This is a genomic window from Pseudomonas sessilinigenes (genome assembly GCF_003850565.1).
Classification (GTDB): domain Bacteria; phylum Pseudomonadota; class Gammaproteobacteria; order Pseudomonadales; family Pseudomonadaceae; genus Aquipseudomonas; species Aquipseudomonas sessilinigenes.
In genome coordinates this window covers 4,119,516-4,135,453 of record NZ_CP027706.1, presented here as the reverse complement: position 1 = coordinate 4,135,453, position 15,938 = coordinate 4,119,516, and the positions used below count along the sequence as shown (strand labels likewise).

Sequence of the window (15,938 nt, the reverse complement as noted above, 5' to 3'; positions counted from 1 at the left end):
ATCACAGATAGTCACTCAGCAGCGTTTTTCCCACGGACATTGGCGCCAGCGACCGGCCAAACCCTGACAGCACGGCCTATAAAAGTGTCCCGCTGCTCTGGCATGGGCACCGAGCGCTGCAATATCAAAACTTTTTGATATTGGCCTTGCAGGCTGTTTCGGGCATCACTAGACTGCGTTTCCATGAACCTGCACGCACCCTCCATTGGCCAAGACGATTGCGATGACCTGGCAGCCTTGTGCAAGGCTGGCGGCGATCCCTTACGTCTCAATGTATTGCGTGCCCTGAGCAACGATTCATTCGGCGTGCTGGAACTGGCGCAGATTTTCGCCACCGGCCAGTCGGGCATGAGCCATCACCTGAAGGTCCTGGCCCAGGCCGGCCTGGTGGCCACCCGCCGCGAAGGCAATGCGATTTTCTATCGCCGTGCCCTGCCCCACACCGAACTGCTGGGTGGCAGGCTGCATTCAGCGCTGTTGGATGAAGTCGACCAATTGCCGCTACCGACCGACGTCCAGTCACGGATCGGCCTGGTGCATGGGCAGCGGGCCGCCGCCAGTGAAGATTTCTTTTCCCGGGTAGCGGAGAAATTCCGCGCCCAGCAGGACCTGATCGCGGGACTGCCCCAGTATCGCGAGAGCGTCCTGGCCTTGCTGGACAAACTGGGCTTCAAGCCCTCGGCCACGGCCATCGAGGTCGGCCCCGGCGACGGCGGCTTCCTCCCCGACCTGGCTCGGCGCTTTGCCCAGGTGACTGCCCTGGACAACAGCCCGGCGATGCTGGAACTGGCACGCCAGCTGTGCGAACGCGAAACACTGGCTAACGTCAATCTGCAATTGGCCGATGCATTGAAGGGTGTGCAGCTCAAGGCCGACTGCGTCGTGCTGAACATGGTCCTGCACCACTTCGCCGCGCCAGCCGAAGCCCTCAAGCAGATGGCGCAATTGCTGCAAGCAGGCGGCAGCCTGCTGGTGACAGACTTGTGCAGCCACAATCAGAGTTGGGCCAGAGAGGCCTGTGGTGATCTCTGGCTAGGGTTCGAACAAGATGATCTGGCCCGTTGGGCCACCGCTGCGGGACTGACTCCCGGGGACAGCCTCTATGTGGGCTTACGTAATGGTTTCCAGATCCAGGTCCGTCATTTTCAGCGACCGGCTGGCAACACTCACCATCGGTAAATTTAGGAAACCGTCGAGATGAGCGAATACTCCCTTTTCACCTCCGAGTCCGTGTCCGAAGGGCATCCGGATAAAATCGCCGACCAGATTTCCGATGCGGTACTGGACGCCATCATTGCCCAGGACAAGCACGCCCGTGTAGCGGTCGAGACCCTGGTCAAGACCGGCGTCGCCATCGTCGCGGGTGAAGTCACCACCAGTGCCTGGGTCGACCTGGAGCAGATCGTTCGCGACGTCATCTGCGACATCGGCTACACCAGCTCCGATGTCGGCTTCGACGGCGCCACTTGCGGTGTGATGAACATCATTGGCAAGCAGTCCCCCGACATCAACCAGGGGGTCGATCGCGCCAAGCCTGAAGACCAGGGCGCTGGCGACCAGGGCCTGATGTTCGGCTATGCCAGCAATGAAACCGCGGCGCTGATGCCAGCACCGATCGCTTTCTCCCACCAGCTGGTGCAACGCCAGGCCGACGCTCGCAAGTCGGGCCTGCTGCCATGGCTGCGTCCGGACGCCAAGTCCCAGGTCACCTGCCGCTATGAAAACGGCATCGTGGTGGGCATCGACGCGGTCGTGCTGTCGACCCAGCACAACCCGGAAGTTTCCTATAGCGACCTGCGCGAAGGCGTCATGGAACTGATCGTCAAGCACGTGCTGCCAGCCGAGCTGCTGCACAAGGACACCCAGTTCCACATCAACCCGACCGGCCAGTTCATCATCGGTGGCCCAGTGGGCGACTGCGGCCTGACCGGCCGCAAGATCATCGTCGACAGCTACGGCGGCATGGCCCGTCACGGCGGTGGCGCGTTCTCCGGCAAGGACCCATCCAAGGTCGACCGTTCGGCAGCCTATGCCGGTCGCTACGTGGCCAAGAACATCGTCGCTGCCGGCCTGGCCGAGCGTTGCGAGATCCAGGTGTCCTACGCCATCGGCGTCGCCCAGCCGACTTCGATCTCGCTGAACACCTTCGGCACCGGCAAGATCAGCGATGACAAGATCATCAAGCTGGTACGCGAGCACTTCGACCTGCGCCCTTACGCGATCACCACCATGCTCGACCTGCTGCACCCGATGTACCAGGAGACTGCAGCCTACGGTCACTTCGGCCGCGCTCCGCAGACCAAGACCGTGGGCGAAGACACCTTCACCACCTTCACCTGGGAAAAGACCGACCGCGCCGAGGCCCTGCGCGCCGCAGCCGGCCTGTAATCTCCCAACGCGACACCCAAGCCCCGCCCGGCTCGCCCGGCGGGGCTTTTTGTTGCCACAGATTTCCCTATCGGCTTTGAAACCCCGGCCAATACGGGACCACCTGGGCAAAACCCTCTCGCACCAGAGTGATGAAACACCCCGCAAACACCTGCTGGCGATGCCCTTTGCGCAGCCACCTAACCTTCAGGCATGACCACTCCGGGCAAGGACGCTCGCCATGCCGACCATACTCCTGCTGCTGATCTTCCTATCGACACTGGCCCAGGCCCGCTGCCCTGATTGGCCAGTACCGCAGGCTGAGCGGGAAATAGCGGCCCTGCGCCAACAGCTCCAGCATTGGGATATCAGCTATCACCGTGATGGCCTGTCGTTGGTAGCCGACGAGCTGTACGACCAATCACGCCAGCGCCTGGAGGCCTTGCGGCGCTGCTTCCCTGGCGTGCCCCTGGCCCAGGGGTCGCCCCTGGCCAGCGCCCGGGGCAGCATGGCCCATCCCATTGCCCATACCGGGGTGGAAAAGCTACCCGACGCCAATGCCGTCCAGCTCTGGCTCAAGCCACGCAAGGATGTCTGGGTACAACCGAAGATCGACGGTGTCGCCGTGACCCTGATCTACCGCCAAGGCCGGCTCCAGCAGATGCTGAGCCGGGGCGATGGCCTCTACGGCCACGACTGGAGCACTGCGGCACGACGGATCCCGGCCATTCCCCAACGCTTGCCCGCCCCCCGGGACCTGGTCCTGCAGGCAGAGCTGTATCAGCGCCTGGATGATCATGTGCAAGAACGCAGCGGGAGCCGCAACGCACGCAGCCAGATAGCGGGCTGGATGGCACGCAAGCACCTGTCGAGCGCGGAGGCGGCACAAGTCGGCCTGTTCGTCTGGGATTGGCCACAAGGCCCCGATACCCAGGAAGAGCGCCTGGAACGCCTGGCAAGCCTGGGGTTTCCCGAAGGGCGCGAGTACAGCCGGCCCATCGACGGATTCGGCGAGGCCCGACAGTGGCGCGAGCATTGGTACCGCTCCCCCCTTCCCTTCGCCAGCGACGGCATCATCCTGCGCCAGAGCCGGCGCCCGCCAGCCGAACGCTGGCAGCCTCGGGCACCTCATTGGATCGCCGCCTGGAAATACCCCTATGCCCAAGCGCTGGCCAGCGTGCGCCAGGTGCAATTCAGGATTGGCCGTACCGGGCGCATTACCCCGGTACTGGAGATCGAACCGGTGACCCTGGATGACCGGCAGATCCGCCGGGTCAGCGTAGGCTCGCTGCAACGCTGGCGCACCCTGGACATCGCGCCTGGCGATCAGGTCGCGATCAGTCTCGCTGGGCTGACCATCCCGCGACTGGACGCCGTGATGCTCAGGAGCACGCAGCGCCAGGCGGTCCAGGTCCCCGCCCAGGAAGACTTCCATGCCTTGAGCTGCTGGCATCCCTCTGCCGGCTGCGAGAGCCAGTTCCTGGCGCGCCTAGGCTGGCTCAGCGGCAAGCATGGCCTTGATTTGCCCAATATCAGCGAACAGACCTGGGCCAGGCTCGTGGAAACAGGACGTATCAAGGGCCTGCTGGATTGGTTGACCCTCGATCAGGCAGAGCTTGTTAACATGGCCGGCTTCGGTGAACGCAGTGGCACTCGCCTGCTCGAAAGCCTGGCCAGCGCAAGACAAAGACCCTTCGCCCGCTGGTTGAAGGCCCTGGGCCTACCGCCCAGCGGCTCCGCCGACCTGAGTCGCCCATGGTCGGAACTGGCGCTCAAGAGTCGCCAGGATTGGCAAGGCGAAGCCATGGTTGGCGCACATCGGGCCGCACAACTGGAGGCGTTCTTTCGCGCCCCTCAAGTGCTGGCCTTGCGTGCCGTACTGAACACTGCAGGAGTCGAAGGTTTTTAACCTGTCATCCCGGGCCTGTTGAACCGCCCAGCCAGGAATGAGCTCCAACAACTCATTCCGGCATGAACCCAGTATTTTCAATTGGTTATTTTTTGATCATCTTTACCTGGAGCCTTCAATGAAAGTTTTCTCATCGCTTGCCGCCTTGAGCTTGTTCTGCCTGATGAGCGCCCCCTTGCTGGCTGCGGAGCAAACCCCGGAGTTGACCGGCTGCGCGGCCAAGCGCCAGGCCATTTCGGCCCAGATCGAACAGGCCAAGGCCCACGGCAATAGCGAGCAGCAGGCTGGCCTGGAGCGTGCCCTGGACGAGGTCACGACCCACTGCACCGATGCCTCGCTGAAAAAAGAACGGGAAAACAAGGTCCTGGATGCCAAGCACGAAGTCAGCCGACGTCAGGCAGACCTGGAAAAGGCCATGAAGAAAGGCGACTCGGAGAAGATCAACAAGCGCAAGGACAAGCTCGCCGAGTCACGCAAGGAACTGCAGCAAGCCCTGGAGGAACTGGACAAGTAATCGAGTTGATCGTGGCCACGCAGGCTGCCAGTGCAAGGCCCCATCGCGGCCCTTGCACCGAGACCTGCGGTCAGTGATTGCGGAACTCCTTATGACAGGCACTGCAGGCATCCTCGACCTTCTGTACTGCCGGCCCCAGGTTGCTGGCCTTGTAGGGCTGGACCTGGCTGACCGTCACCAGCTCACCGGTGGCCGCCTCCAGGGTGCGGGCCAATTCCTGGAACCGTGCCTGCCGACGCCAGACATCATCAGTGGCGCTGGTGTGGTCCTCTTCCTTGACCGCAGGGAAATGCTTCCAGGGCTCATGGGACAGGCTGTCCAGCTTCACGGCACCCTCGGCGAAACGCGCACCATCGAATGCAATGCGCCCGCGGAGCATGCCTCCCAGGTCCTCGCCGGTCTTGAGCATCTGCTTGAAGATTGCCTTGCGCTGACCCAAGGGGGAGTTGGGATCGACACCGCCACAGGCGGAAAGCGTCAGGCAGGCCAGCAATACAACAGAGAGTCTTTTTAACGTCATGGTGGCTTCAGGTCAGGTCACGGGAACGGCGGCCAGTATCCTCGCCTCCCGGATAAAGACCAATAGCCCTATTAACAATATGGTTTGTCCCCCGCCACAGGCGTGGGCCTTTCCCCGAAGGAAACACAGCATGAACCCGAGCTTTTCCCACTGGCGCCGCCACTGGCTCTTGACCATTCCGGCCCTGGCGCTGCTTGCCGGGTGCAATGGTGGCGGCAGCGACCAGCCACCGGCGCAACCGCAGACCCATGCACTGGCAACCTATAACAGCGCGCCCTGGGAATCACTGCCGGAGGTTGCCGACAACGACCTGCTGGCCGGCTTCGGTTCCTGGCGCAGCGCCTGCACCCGGCTCAAGGCCGATCAGGTCTGGGGCGCGACCTGCGCCGCAGCGACCAACGTAGCGCAGACCCCAGAAGCGATCCGTGGCTTTCTCAAGGAGCACCTGCAGGTCTACGGCCTGCGCTCCGGAAGCGGGAGCACCACAGGCTTGATCACCGGCTACTACGAGCCGGTGTATCCCGGCAGCCTGACCCAGACCCAGGTGGCCAACGTGCCGGTCTATGGCGTGCCGGACGACATGATCGTCGTTGCCCTGGACAGCATCTACCCCGAACTCAAGGGCAAGCGCCTGCGCGGTCGTCTCGAAGGTCGGGTACTCAAGCCCTATGACGATGCCGCGAGCATCGAGAGCAAGGGCGTCAAGGCACCGGTCATCGCTTGGCTGACCGACCCCATGGACCTGCAGTTCCTGCAAGTCCAGGGCTCCGGGCGCATCCAGCTGGCTGACGGTCGCCAGCTGCGGATCGGCTATGCCGACCAGAACGGCCACCCCTACCGCCCGATCGGTCGCTGGCTGGTGGACCAGGGCGAGCTGAAGAAAGAAGACGTGACCATGGGTACCATCGCCGCCTGGGCCAAGGCCCATCCGGCGCGGATTCCCGAGTTGCTGGGGAGCAACCCGAGCTATGTGTTCTTCAACCGCAACCCGGACAGCAACGAGGGGCCACGGGGGTCGCTGAACGTCCCCCTGACCTCGGGCTACAGCGTCGCCGTGGACCGCAAGGTGATTCCCCTGGGCAGCCTGTTGTGGTTGTCCACCACCCGCCCCGACGGCAGTAGCCTGGTACGCCCGGTAGCCGCCCAGGACACCGGCGGTGCGATCACCGGCGAGGTGCGCGCCGACCTGTTCTGGGGCACCGGCGATGCGGCCGGGCAACTGGCCGGCGACATGAAGCAGCCAGGCCAGATCTGGATGCTCTGGCCCAAGGGCATGCCGCTGCCCCAGGTACCGGAAGTCGCCAACGCTCCATGACGCCAGGATAACCGGCCTGCCGACAACGCGATCGGCAGGCCGGGCCTGACTCACACCGAGACGAAGAAGAAGCTGGCGATCAGCCCCATGCCCACGAACCACACCAGGGAACGCAGCACGGCCCAGTCTGCCAGGTAGCAGATGATGTACAGCAGGCGACTGGTGATGAACAGCACCGCCAGCACGTTGATCGTCACCAGCTGGGCATTGCCCGCCACATGGGCCACGAGTACTGCGGCAGCAAACGCCGGAGTCACCTCGAAGCTGTTGAGCTGCGCGGCATTCGCACGCCTTGCGACGCCTTCCAGGCCGTCCAGGAAGTCACGGGGGTCATGGTTGTCCCGCAGTCCATAACGGCCAGTACCCTTGGCGACGGCCGTCCCCAGGTAAGGCAGGAAAATGGCGATCAATACACACCAGAACGCGACAGTCATTGCGCAAATCCTTTTTTAGAGTTTTTAGGAAGTGTCTACAGCTTCATCACCAACATGCCGATCAGCACCAGGCCACAAGCCAATAGCCTGGGCCGGCCGAAGGGTTCCTTCAGGTAGCGCATGCCGAACAGCACCACCAAAATCACACTGACCTCACGCAACGCAGCGGCTTCGGCAATGGAGCCCAACTGCATGGCCCAAAGCACCAGAGCGTAGCTCAATAGCACACAGAGGCCGACGCTCAGCCCCAGCCGCCATTGCTCACGCCAGAACAGGACAAAGGCCGGACGCTTCCAGACCACCGCCACCAGGGGAAAAGGCCAGGCACTGAGCAGCGTGACCCAGGCCAGGTAATCCAGCGGACGGGACCAGCGACGCAGGGCCTGGCCGTCGATATAGGTGTAGCAACCGATACACAGGCCAATCAGCGCCACCACCGGCAACATGCTCCAGGGCAAGCGTGCACCGCCACCACCCTGCCAGAGCAGGCAAAGCATGCCGAAGGGAATCAACAGGATGCCGAGTATCTGCTGGGTACTCAGTTCCTCGCCGGCAAAAACCAGGGTCAGCGCCAGCACCACCAAGGGTGAAAGCCCGCGCATCAGCGGATAGACCAGGCCCAGGTCGCCTACTCGGTACGCCTGGATCAACAGATAGCGATACAGGAGCTCGAAGGCTGCGGAAGCCAGGATCCAGGGCCAGATCTCCATGGGCGGCCACTGCATGAACAGCACCATGACCGCCACGAACAGCAGCGCCACGCAATCCATGCAGGCCACCACCAGCACACGTTCACCACTGAACTTGATCAGGGTGTTCCATGTGGCATGCAGCAATGCTGCTATCAAGACCAGAGTCGTCGCCAACACCCCACTCCCTCTCTGTCCTGGGCGCGATCACCGAAAGCCTGGGATCCTCGCATGCCCCCGGACCCGGGTGCACGGACTATTGTTCTTTTGGCAACGCTACTGCCAGGTTCGTCAGCATGGCCTTGTGCCGCGACTTTTCTTGACGCACCTGCAACGTCGCGGCCTGGCTGCGGTCAATGTGTCGATTGAACGCCAATGCCTTGTAGCGAGGCCTTCTCGCCGCAGCCAACTGTGCCCCTCTCAGGCACCGGGACATCAAACCCTTGGCCTGAAAGACTTCAGGCTGTTTTTCCTGTGATCATCCAAAGGAGTCCGGATGCTTGAACTTGTCGCTGCCTTCATCTGCCTGACGACGCTGCTGACGTACGTCAATTTCCGCTTTATCGGCCTGCCGCCGACCATCGGCGTAATGGTCACCGCACTACTTTTTTCCCTGCTATTGCAGGGCCTGACCTTCCTTGGCTATCCCGGCCTCGAGGAACACATCGAGGAGTTGATCGGCAAGATCGACTTCGGCGACCTGCTGATGAACTGGATGCTGTCGTTCCTGCTGTTCGCCGGCGCCTTGCACGTCAACCTCAACGACCTGCGCAGCTATCGCTGGCCCATCGGCCTGCTGGCGACTGTCGGGGTGCTGATCGCCACGTTCGTCATCGGCAGCCTGGCCTACTGGGTCTTCGGCCTGTTCGGCTGGCACGTGAGTTTCCTCTACTGCCTGCTGTTCGGCGCGCTGATTTCCCCCACCGACCCGATCGCGGTCCTTGGGGTACTGCGTACCGCTAACGCTTCCAAGCCGCTGAAGACCACCATCGTTGGCGAATCGCTGTTCAACGACGGTACGGCGGTGGTGGTCTTCACCGTGCTGCTGGGCATCGCGCAACTGGGCGAAACCCCCACCGTAGGCGCCACCGCCTGGTTGTTCGTGCATGAAGCCATTGGCGGCGTACTGTTCGGCGGCCTGATCGGCTACCTGGTGTACCTGATGATCAAGAGCATCGAGCAGCACCAGATCGAGGTGATGCTGACCCTGGCCCTGGTGATCGGTGGGTCGGCCATGGCCAGCGAGATCCATGTCTCGGCGCCCATCGCGATGGTGGTAGCCGGCCTGATCATCGGCAACCTGGGACGCAACCTGGCAATGAACGACATGACCCGGCGCTACCTGGATGGTTTCTGGGAATTGCTGGACGACATGCTCAATGCGCTGTTGTTCGCACTGATCGGCCTTGAGCTGTTGCTGCTGCCATTCAACTGGCTGCACCTGGCGGCTGCCAGCCTGCTGGCAGTGGCCATCATCGCCTCGCGCCTGCTTACCGTGGCCCCGGCGATCCTGCTGTTGCGCCGCTGGCGCAGCGTACCCCGCGGCACCATCCGCGTGCTGACCTGGGGTGGCCTGCGCGGCGGCGTCTCGGTGGCCCTGGCCCTGGCATTGCCTGCCGGCCCGGAGCGCGATTTGGTGCTGAGCATCACCTACATCGTGGTGCTGTCGTCGATCCTGCTGCAGGGCCTGACCATCGGCAAGCTGGTACGCCATGTCACCAGCGACGCGCCGAAGGCACAGGCCGAAACCCACTGACCGATGGTCCATGCGTAGCGGGCGAGCGGGCCCGCCGCGCATGGGCAAGAGGCGTCAGGCGACGGGGGCGTCGTCCTTGAACTGGTCCTTGACGTACTTGATCTCGGTACGACCATGGGGCGCCGGCAAACCATCTTCCCCCAGGTTGACGAAGACCATCTTCTCCACCGTGAGGATCGACTTGCGGGTGATCTTGTTGCGCACTTCGCACGTCAGGGTGATGGAGGTCCGACCGAACTCGGTGGCGGTGATGCCCAGTTCGATGATGTCGCCCTGGCGCGAGGCGCTGACGAAGTTGATTTCCGAAATGTACTTGGTGACCACGCGCTGGTTGCCCAGCTGGACGATGGCGTAGATCGCCGCCTCTTCGTCGATCCAGCGCAGCAGGCTGCCGCCGAACAGCGTGCCGTTGGGGTTGAGGTCTTCGGGTTTTACCCACTTGCGGGTGTGGAAATTCATGTTCACTCCTGACCGTCCTGCCATTTGATGCCCGGCATGATGGCAGACCGGGCAGCCGTGCTCTATGCAACCTCGACTATGGTCTCGATTGAGGAACTTCATCCAGGCCGCAGAAACACTTTGGGAAGTCTGGCCCAGCCAGCTATAATCGCCACCGTTTCGAAACGGTCATCTACCCTTGATACCGTTTTCCCGCCACCTGTCCGAGGGGCGCTGCAGCAGGCTCGGCCTGTCAGGCTCGGATGGGGCGTTGTCGGCACGGGACTTCCCGTACGGACACTAAACGCACAACGGCGCCCATTCGCACATTACGAATGGAGGCTCTTCATGAGCGCTGTCAACACGCCTGCAGATTTTACCGATTACAAAGTCGCCGACATTTCCCTGGCTGCCTGGGGCCGCCGCGAAACCATCATCGCCGAGTCGGAAATGCCGGCCCTGATGGGTCTGCGTCGCAAGTACCTGGCTGAACAGCCGCTCAAGGGTGCGAAAATCCTCGGCTGCATCCACATGACTATCCAGACCGCCGTGCTGATCGAGACCCTGGTTGCCCTGGGTGCCGAGGTTCGCTGGTCGTCCTGCAACATCTTCTCGACCCAGGACCAGGCCGCTGCCTCCATCGCCGCCGCCGGTATCCCGGTCTTCGCCTGGAAAGGCGAGACCGAGCAAGAGTACGAGTGGTGCCTGGAGCAGACCATCCTCAAGGACGGCAAGCCTTGGGACGCCAACATGATCCTCGACGACGGCGGCGACCTGACCGAGCTGCTGCACAAGAAATACCCTGCCGTCCTGGAACGCGTCCACGGCGTGACCGAAGAAACCACCACCGGCGTGCACCGCCTGCTGGACATGCTGGCCAAGGGCGAGCTGAAGGTTCCTGCGATCAACGTCAACGACTCGGTGACCAAGAGCAAGAACGACAACAAGTACGGCTGCCGTCACAGCCTGAACGACGCCATCAAGCGTGGTACCGACCACCTGCTGTCCGGCAAGCAAGCCCTGGTGATCGGCTACGGTGACGTGGGCAAGGGCTCGGCCCAGTCCCTGCGCCAGGAAGGCATGATCGTCAAGGTCACCGAAGTCGACCCGATCTGCGCCATGCAAGCCTGTATGGACGGTTTCGAGCTGGTCTCGCCGTTCATCGACGGTATCAACAACGGTACCGAAGCGAGCATCAACAAAGACCTGCTGGGCAAGATCGACCTGATCGTGACCACCACCGGTAACGTCAATGTTTGCGACGCGAACATGCTCAAGGCCCTGAAGAAGCGCGCCGTTGTCTGCAACATCGGTCACTTCGACAACGAGATCGACACCGCTTTCATGCGCAAGAACTGGGCATGGGAAGAAGTGAAGCCGCAGGTACACAAGATCCACCGTACCGGCCACGGCGATTTCGACCCACAGAACGATGACTATCTGATCCTGCTGGCCGAAGGCCGCCTGGTGAACCTGGGTAACGCCACCGGCCACCCAAGCCGCATCATGGACGGTTCGTTCGCCAACCAGGTCCTGGCCCAGATCTTCCTGTTCGGCCAGAAGTACGCCGACCTGTCGCCAGCCCAGAAAGCCGAGCGCCTGACTGTTGAAGTGCTGCCCAAGAAGCTCGACGAAGAAGTGGCCCTGGAAATGGTCCGCGGCTTCGGTGGCGTGGTCACTCAGCTGACCAAGCAACAGGCCGACTACATCGGCGTAACCGTCGAAGGCCCGTTCAAGCCGCACGCTTACCGGTACTAAGAGCAGCTGCAAGCTTTGAGCTTCAAGCGGCAAGTAAAGGCCAAAAGCCGACCTTGCCGCACGAAGCCCGCGGCTTCGCCCCAATTTGCCAAAACAGTGTCAGGCTCCAGGCTCCAGGCACAAGAGACGAGCGCACCTCCGCTTCTCTTGCCGCTCGCAGCTTGCAGCTTGTAGCTGGAGGTTCCCTCCATGTCCCAAGACCGTCGCTACAGCTTCGAGTTCTTCCCCACCAAGACCGATGCTGGACATGAAAAACTGCTCGCCACTGCCCGCCAGCTGGCCAGCTGCAATCCTGACTTCTTCTCCTGCACCTACGGTGCCGGCGGCTCGACTCGCGATCGTACGGTCAATACCGTGCTGCAGCTGGAGAGCGAAGTAAAAGTCCCCTCGGCACCACACCTGTCCTGTGTCGGCGACAGCAAGGACGACCTGCGCGGCCTGCTGCAGCAATACCAGGCGGCCGGCATCAAGCGCATCGTAGCCCTGCGCGGCGACCTGCCTTCGGGCATGGGCATGGCCAGCGGCGAGCTGCGCCACGCCAACGACCTGGTGGCGTTCATTCGCGAAGAGACCGGCAGTCACTTCCATATCGAAGTCGCGGCCTACCCGGAAATGCACCCGCAGGCCCGCAATTTCGAGGACGACCTGCAAAATTTCGTGCGCAAGGCCAACGCCGGTGCCGACAGCGCGATCACCCAGTACTTCTTCAACGCCGACAGCTACTTCTACTTCGTCGATCGTGTACAGAAGATGGGGGTTAACATCCCGATCGTGCCGGGCATCATGCCGATCACCAACTACAGCAAGCTGGCGCGTTTCTCCGACGCCTGCGGCGCCGAGATCCCCCGCTGGATCCGCAAGCAACTGGAGGCCTACGGTGACGACAGCGCCAGCATCCAGGCGTTTGGCGAGCAAGCCATCAGCGAAATGTGCGAGCGCCTGCTGCAAGGTGGCGCACCAGGGTTGCACTTCTACACCCTGAACCAGGCTGATCCGAGCCTGGCGATCTGGAACAACCTGAAGCTGCCACGCTGACCCGCAATACCCGATGAGGCCCCAGTGTGAACAGGGGCCTTTTCATTGGTGCCAGGCCTGCTCTAGAGCGCCTGGAACCGCCCCTAGCATTTGCATGATCTCTCGGCGTACTCTCCAGCAATGTCCGTTATCGCCCAATTGCTGACAGCCCTACTCTGCGCTTGCCTGAGCCTTACCGCCCATGGCGAGAAGCTGCGCATCGTCACCGAACCCTGGGCCCCTTATGTCTATGAGGAAAACGGCAAGACCCTGGGGCTGGACTACGAAACCACCGCCATTGTCTTCCAGCGCCTGGGCATCGAGGTGGAATGGCAGTTCCTGCCCTGGAAACGCTGCCTGGCGATGCTGGAGACCGGCCAGGCCGACGGCGCCCTGGACATTTTCCACAGCGACCAGCGCGACAGCACCCTGCTCTACCCCAGCGAAGCGCTGTCCGAAGTCGAATTCGTGATGTTCTACGCCAACCGGTATCCGCATCCGTTCAAGCAACTCAAGGAACTCAAAGGCCTGACCATCGGCACCTCGCCCGGCTACCTGTACAGCGACGACTTCAGCAACTCCACCCTGTTCAATCGTGAACCTGCACCAACCCACGAGGCCAACTTCGGCAAGTTGCTGCTGGGGCGGATCGACCTGCTGATCACCGACCGGCGGGTTGGCCAACACCTATTGGACACCCTGGGCATCCGCGACCAGATCAGCCAGAATCCGCTGGTCATCAGCCGTCAGAACCAATACCTGGCTGTACGCCGCAACGCTGGCATGGATCTGCTGGTGCAACGCTTTGGCGCCGAACTCAAGCGGTTCAAGCGCGAACCGGCCTACGCTGAATTGAGTGCCAAGTACGGGGCGGAACCCGTATTGCCACCGGTCAGATCGTCTTCGACTCGCGAGTCGGGAAAAACCGTTGAGCAGCAGGAAAGCAGCGGACACTAAATGCTCTGCTATACTCCGGCCTCCCGCCAGGCTCACGCCCGGACGCTGGACCCTGTTCAAGGCATCTCCACCACGCTACGGCGCAGCCAGCCGGCCCCGCGCGAGCCTTTGGTGGATGGCTCTTCAGGCCAGCAGGACCGGACGGGATTGCGTCCTCTTGAACGCCATTCGCGCCAGGCAAGATTATCCCTTTGGGCCAAGCCCTCACTAAAACAGGATTACTCATGTCCTTTGCTTCCCTCGGTCTCTCCGAGGCTTTAGTCGGCGCTATCGAAGCAGCCGGCTATACCCAGCCTACTCCGGTGCAACAGCGGGCCATTCCCGCCGTGTTGCAAGGTCGCGATCTGATGGTTGCGGCACAGACAGGTACTGGTAAAACCGGCGGTTTCGCCCTCCCGATCCTGGAGCGGCTGTTTCCCAACGGTCATCCGGACAAATCCCAGCGCCATGGCCCACGCCAACCCCGCGTCCTGGTCCTGACCCCGACCCGCGAACTGGCCGCGCAGGTGCATGACAGCTTCAAGCTGTACGCCCGCGACCTGAAGTTCGTCAGTGCCTGCATCTTTGGTGGTGTCGGCATGAACCCGCAGGTCCAGGCCATGGCCCGTGGCGTCGACGTGCTGGTGGCGTGCCCCGGCCGCCTGCTGGACCTGGCAGGCCAGGGCAGCATCGACCTGTCCCACGTGGAAATCCTGGTCCTGGACGAAGCCGACCGCATGCTCGACATGGGCTTCGTCCATGACGTCAAGAAGGTCCTTGCCCGCCTCCCGGCCAAGCGCCAGAACCTGCTGTTCTCCGCGACCTTCTCCAAGGACATCACGGACCTGGCCAGCAAGCTGCTGCATGACCCGGAGCGGATCGAAGTCACGCCGCCGAACACCACGGTAGAGCGGATCGAGCAGCGGGTCTTCCGCTTGCCGGCCAGCCACAAGCGGGCACTGCTGGCACACCTGATCACCGCTGGTGCCTGGGAACAGGTCCTGGTGTTCACCCGTACCAAGCACGGCGCCAACCGCCTGGCCGAGTACCTGGACAAGCATGGCCTGAGCGCCATGGCGATCCACGGCAACAAGAGCCAGAACGCCCGCACCAAGGCCCTGGCCGACTTCAAGGCTGGCGAAGTGCGGATCCTGGTGGCCACCGATATCGCCGCCCGCGGCCTGGATATCGACCAACTGCCCCACGTGGTCAACTTCGAACTGCCCAACGTCGATGAAGACTACGTCCACCGTATCGGCCGTACTGGCCGGGCCGGTCGTTCGGGCGAAGCCATCTCGCTGGTGGCCCCGGACGAAGAGAAGCTGCTCAAGAGCATCGAGCGCATGACCAAGCAGAAGATCGCCGACGGCGACCTGATGGGCTTCGATGCCAGCGCGGTGGAAGCCGAGAAGCCGGAAGTGCGCGAGCGTCCGGACACCCGTAATTCGCGCAGCGCCCGCGCCCCTCGTGGCGATAACCCGAACGGTGGCGGCGGTGGCCGCAAGGACAAGGGCAAGGACAAGGGCGGTAAAGACAAACCAGCCCGCGGCGAACGCCAGCCCCGCGAGCAGAAGCCTCGCGAGAATGCCGCTTCGCGCGAGCAGCGCCAGCCGACTCCTCGCCCTGACCGGGCACCGGACGAATTCCTCGACGACGACGTGGACAACTTCGGCAACCGCGCCGACTACGTCAGCCCCTACCAGAACAAGGGCAACCAGCAAGGCCGCGGCCGTCGTCCCGGTGCCCCGAGCCAGGGCCAGGGCGCCGGAGGCAATGCCCCCCGTGGTGGTGGCCAGGGTCGCAGTGGCAACCCGCGCAATGGTGGTGGCGGTGGTAGTGCCAGCAACAGCAACGGCGGCACGCCGGCCAAACGCAACGGCCCGCGCAGTGGCGCTTCCCGTGATGGCCAAGGCCGTCGCGACGAATCGCGTAACCGTCGTGGCCGTGACGACCAGGGCCGCCAGGAGCCAGCGGTGCAGAACCCTCGGAGCGTCCAGCCGAAGATCATGCACAAGGAGTCCAAGGTCGATCGCTTCCCGACGCCTGAACAGCTCGACCAGCTGCCAAGCCGCCCACGGGGCGAAAAACCAGCGCTGCTGACGCGTAACCGCTAAGCGAGCTGCAATGCAAAACGCCCCGGATCGTGAGATCCGGGGCGTTTTTGCTGGTGTACGGGAAACTACGGCCAGGCGATAAAAAACGCCCCCGGTTTTGGGCCGGGGGCGTTTTCTTGTGCGTGCCATGGGTGCGAGCGCGCCAATGGCAACAGCCTGCAGCAGCGGCTACAG

General features: G+C 62.7%; 14 protein-coding genes and 1 riboswitch. Of the genes, 10 read left to right on the top strand and 4 right to left on the bottom strand.

All coding sequences use genetic code 11. The annotated features are described in order from the left end of the window. Window positions 1-183 precede the first annotated feature (183 nt). The 4 genes from C4K39_RS19130 (at window position 184) to C4K39_RS19115 (ending at window position 4,790) form a co-directional block, all read left to right on the top strand. Complete coding sequence (locus C4K39_RS19130; RefSeq protein ID WP_124347187.1) at window positions 184-1,179, top strand: ArsR/SmtB family transcription factor; 996 nt, start codon at window positions 184-186, stop codon at window positions 1,177-1,179. An 18-nt stretch (window positions 1,180-1,197) separates the two neighbouring features. Further along, the gene (metK, locus tag C4K39_RS19125) at window positions 1,198-2,388 is read left to right on the top strand and encodes a methionine adenosyltransferase (RefSeq protein WP_068576739.1); all 1,191 of its coding nucleotides are present in this window, start codon (window positions 1,198-1,200) and stop codon (window positions 2,386-2,388) included. 220 nt (window positions 2,389-2,608) lie between these two features. Continuing rightward, window positions 2,609-4,276, top strand: coding sequence for an NAD-dependent DNA ligase LigB (gene ligB / locus C4K39_RS19120; protein ID WP_124347186.1), 1,668 nt, complete (start codon window positions 2,609-2,611; stop codon window positions 4,274-4,276). A gap of 118 nt (window positions 4,277-4,394) precedes the next feature. After that, the gene (locus C4K39_RS19115) at window positions 4,395-4,790 is read left to right on the top strand and encodes a DUF1090 domain-containing protein (RefSeq protein ID WP_068576736.1); all 396 of its coding nucleotides are present in this window, start codon (window positions 4,395-4,397) and stop codon (window positions 4,788-4,790) included. Between the two features lie 70 nt (window positions 4,791-4,860). On the opposite strand, the gene C4K39_RS19110 is transcribed toward C4K39_RS19115, so the two are convergent. Further along, window positions 4,861-5,310, bottom strand: a complete 450-nt coding sequence (locus C4K39_RS19110) for a c-type cytochrome (RefSeq protein WP_068576734.1) — start codon at window positions 5,308-5,310, stop codon at window positions 4,861-4,863. A gap of 130 nt (window positions 5,311-5,440) precedes the next feature. Between C4K39_RS19110 and mltA the strand changes: the two genes are divergently transcribed. Next, a complete protein-coding gene (mltA, locus tag C4K39_RS19105; RefSeq protein WP_124347185.1) occupies window positions 5,441-6,625 on the top strand; it encodes a murein transglycosylase A in 1,185 nt (394 codons plus the stop codon). Window positions 6,626-6,675: 50 nt separating this feature from the next. Here the strand turns inward: mltA and C4K39_RS19100 are convergent, their stop codons facing one another. Beyond that, window positions 6,676-7,059 (bottom strand): MAPEG family protein, encoded by a 384-nt coding sequence (locus C4K39_RS19100; protein WP_068576730.1) that lies wholly within the window; start codon window positions 7,057-7,059, stop codon window positions 6,676-6,678. A gap of 35 nt (window positions 7,060-7,094) precedes the next feature. Continuing rightward, window positions 7,095-7,928, bottom strand: a complete 834-nt coding sequence (locus C4K39_RS19095) for an EamA family transporter (RefSeq protein WP_068576728.1) — start codon at window positions 7,926-7,928, stop codon at window positions 7,095-7,097. 316 nt (window positions 7,929-8,244) lie between these two features. On the opposite strand from C4K39_RS19095, the gene C4K39_RS19090 reads away from it, so the two are divergent. Then, entirely contained in the window at window positions 8,245-9,504 is a 1,260-nt protein-coding gene (locus tag C4K39_RS19090) for a cation:proton antiporter (protein ID WP_068576723.1), read from the top strand. A gap of 54 nt (window positions 9,505-9,558) precedes the next feature. Here C4K39_RS19090 and C4K39_RS19085 read toward each other — a convergent pair whose 3' ends face one another. Then, entirely contained in the window at window positions 9,559-9,963 is a 405-nt protein-coding gene (locus C4K39_RS19085) for an acyl-CoA thioesterase (RefSeq protein ID WP_068576722.1), read from the bottom strand. A gap of 199 nt (window positions 9,964-10,162) precedes the next feature. Continuing rightward, a riboswitch (S-adenosyl-L-homocysteine riboswitch) is annotated at window positions 10,163-10,269 on the top strand. Window positions 10,270-10,290: 21 nt separating this feature from the next. On the opposite strand from C4K39_RS19085, the gene ahcY reads away from it, so the two are divergent. The 4 genes from ahcY to rhlE2 all read left to right on the top strand — a co-directional run bounded on the left by ahcY (window position 10,291) and on the right by rhlE2 (window position 15,764). Next, window positions 10,291-11,700 carry an adenosylhomocysteinase gene (ahcY, locus tag C4K39_RS19080; protein WP_068576721.1) on the top strand — a complete coding sequence of 470 codons (1,410 nt, stop codon included), beginning with the start codon at window positions 10,291-10,293 and terminating at the stop codon, window positions 11,698-11,700. A 189-nt stretch (window positions 11,701-11,889) separates the two neighbouring features. Beyond that, window positions 11,890-12,735 carry a methylenetetrahydrofolate reductase [NAD(P)H] gene (gene metF / locus C4K39_RS19075; protein ID WP_068576719.1) on the top strand — a complete coding sequence of 282 codons (846 nt, stop codon included), beginning with the start codon at window positions 11,890-11,892 and terminating at the stop codon, window positions 12,733-12,735. A gap of 120 nt (window positions 12,736-12,855) precedes the next feature. Then, window positions 12,856-13,671 (top strand): substrate-binding periplasmic protein, encoded by an 816-nt coding sequence (locus C4K39_RS19070; RefSeq protein WP_124347184.1) that lies wholly within the window; start codon window positions 12,856-12,858, stop codon window positions 13,669-13,671. Between the two features lie 224 nt (window positions 13,672-13,895). Further along, entirely contained in the window at window positions 13,896-15,764 is a 1,869-nt protein-coding gene (rhlE2, locus tag C4K39_RS19065; protein ID WP_068576716.1) for an RNA helicase RhlE2, read from the top strand. The last annotated feature ends 174 nt before the right edge of the window (window positions 15,765-15,938 follow it).